Source organism: Vibrio sp. OPT46, assembly GCF_015163535.1.
In the GTDB taxonomy this organism is placed as follows: Bacteria; Pseudomonadota; Gammaproteobacteria; order Enterobacterales; family Vibrionaceae; genus Vibrio; species Vibrio alginolyticus.
The window spans coordinates 236,339-238,741 of sequence record NZ_JADDYG010000005.1 but is presented as its reverse complement, the minus strand read 5'-3'; the positions used below and the strand labels follow the sequence as shown (position 1 = coordinate 238,741).

At 43.3% G+C, this 2,403-nt stretch carries 2 protein-coding genes; one reads left to right on the top strand and one right to left on the bottom strand.

Annotated features, from left to right (window positions below; all coding sequences use genetic code 11):
• Positions 1-308 precede the first annotated feature (308 nt).
• The gene (locus tag IQR33_RS01240; protein WP_193843443.1) at positions 309-2,000 is read left to right on the top strand and encodes an AMP-binding protein; all 1,692 of its coding nucleotides are present in this window, start codon (positions 309-311) and stop codon (positions 1,998-2,000) included.
• A gap of 68 nt (positions 2,001-2,068) precedes the next feature.
• Here the strand turns inward: IQR33_RS01240 and IQR33_RS01235 are convergent, their stop codons facing one another.
• Positions 2,069-2,269 carry a DUF1127 domain-containing protein gene (locus IQR33_RS01235; RefSeq protein WP_224721253.1) on the bottom strand — a complete coding sequence of 67 codons (201 nt, stop codon included), beginning with the start codon at positions 2,267-2,269 and terminating at the stop codon, positions 2,069-2,071.
• Positions 2,270-2,403: the final 134 nt, after the last annotated feature.

Genomic DNA, 2,403 nt, shown 5'->3' with positions numbered 1-2,403 from the left:
ACTAAGCCACTAGTTAATAAATAATTAGGATAGATTCTATGTTTTCGCAATATTATTAATAAAATAAATTGCTTACCTGTGCTCTTAGTATGAAGTCGGTATGACATAACAGCTGAAAAGCCTGTTCTCTTTTGCGTAGCATCAATCACATTGCTTTTTAGATCGAGTCGCTCCGACTTCAACCATAACTAACGCTATCTTCCCCACATATTTCATCAAAATGCATTCCCGTGTCGCGATTTAACATGCTAAAGTTAACAATGCGTTAACAATTATAAATACAATGAGAAGACATGGAGTCACTTAAAATGAATCAGCCGAATCTAAATAGCGCTGCTGGTTGCGCTCTCCCACCACCAAGTGAAATGATCCTCAAATGGGCTCAAGAGCGTCCAAATGAGGTCTACCTAAAACAAATTATTAACCGACAGTTTGTTGAGTACACATTCTCTGATGTTGCAGATCAAGCCTTAAAACTTGTCAGCGCACTACGCTCGCTTGGTGTAAAGCCTGGCGACAAAGTTGCGTTAGTATCTAAAAACTGTGCAGAATGGTTTATTTGCGATCTTGCTATGATGCTTGGTGACTATGTCAGTGTGCCAATCTTTCCTACCGCCGGTGCAGACACCATCGAATACTGTGTGACTCATAGTGAAAGTAAAGCGATCATTGGCGGAAAACTCGATGATCCCAAAGCAACTCAGCAGGTCATTGATGCTATGCCTGAACTCATTAGCATCGCTCTACCTTATGACACGGCACCAAAGTGTAAGCACGAATACCAAGCGCTCATTGCAGATGCAATGCCAAGTGAAGAGCGTCCGCGGCATTACGATGACAAGCTAATGTCGTTGGTGTATACCTCAGGCACATCAGGGTTACCGAAAGGCGCGATGCTAACTTACGGCGCATTCAGTTGGTCTGTTCAGCAACTGATCAATCATATTGGTATCCAAGAAAACGACCGATTGTTCTCTTATTTACCGCTCGCTCATATTACAGAGCGTGTTTATATCTTCGGTTCATCGATTATGGGTGGCGTGCCAACAGCATTTCCAGAGTCACTGGACACTTTTATCGAAGATGTGAAGATGCACCGACCAACTCTGTTTATCTCCGTCCCACGATTATGGACGCTATTCCAGCAACGTATTCAAGACAAACTTCCACAGAAGAAGCTCAATATTCTGTTGAAAATCCCATTCGTCAATTCTTTGATCAAGAAAAAGCTAGCAGATGGTCTAGGTTTAGATCAGGCTCGAGTATTAGGCTGTGGCTCTGCACCTGTCTCGCCAGCGCTGTTGGAATGGTACCACTCAGTGGGCCTTGATATCACAGAGGCTTGGGGGATGACGGAATCATTTGCCTACAGCACGCTCAACTACCCATTTAGAGCTGACAAAATTGGTAGTGTCGGTAATGCAGGGCCAGGCATTGAGTTAAAAATCGCAGCCGATGATGAAATCATGGTGCGTGGCAAAGGGCTATTTTCTGGCTACTACAAAAATGATATTGCCACCCAAGAGTCTTTTGATTCAGAGGGCTGGCTACACACAGGCGATATCGGCGCTATCGACTCAGATGGTTATCTAACGATTCAAGGCCGTAAAAAAGATAACTTCAAAACCGCCAAAGGTAAATTTGTCTCTCCGGTTCCTATCGAGAAAAAGCTTTTCGAGTACAGTCGCGTAGAGATGATGTGTCTCATCGGTTTAGGGCTACCCGCTCCGATTCTTTTGGTTGTGCCACATGACTTCCCTAACTTTGATCGAGAGCGATACGCACGTACCACACGTAAAGTTATTGCCAGGATGAATCAAGAACTCGCCTCTCATGAGCAAATCAAAGGTGTGTTAATGATTAAAGAACCTTGGAGTATAGAAAATGGCGTACTGACGCCAACGCTTAAAATTAAACGTCATGTGCTCGAACAAAAGTATCATGAGATAGGCCACAATTGGCCAAAAGATGAATTGGTCGTGTGGGAAGAAGACTTGTAATTTTGCTTGCACTCCTCAACACCATTGGGGAGTGCAACTTAACTTTGAGCTTGAATCAAACTCATAGACTACTCTCTCCAGAATGGCTTACTCACTTCACAACTAATCTCCCTTTCACCTAATCCAATATCGTCCCAAAGGTGCTTTGGTAACTCTCTCAAGTGACGACGTGTCTTATAGTTCCTTCTCCAAGCCGCCAGTTTAGAATAAATTAACTGTAACCCGCTCTGATGGGCAGTAGGTATAGTACGCTCACAAGTGTGTGTCATGTTTTCCATTTCAAAGATCCCTATACAATATTGACCACTTAATAATCAGCGACTACGCTGATATCCTCAAACGATAGAATCTGCCATAGAGTTAAGGAAAACTAATGTGAAAGATCGAATGCCTCCCTTACAGG

What these genes read in the sequence shown, in the direction of transcription:
- IQR33_RS01240 (WP_193843443.1), top strand. Translation starts at nt 309, where the DNA reads ATGAATCAGCCGAATCTAAATAGCGCTGCTGGTTGCGCTCTCCCACCA.
- IQR33_RS01235 (WP_224721253.1), bottom strand. Translation starts at nt 2,269, where the DNA reads ATGACACACACTTGTGAGCGTACTATACCTACTGCCCATCAGAGCGGG.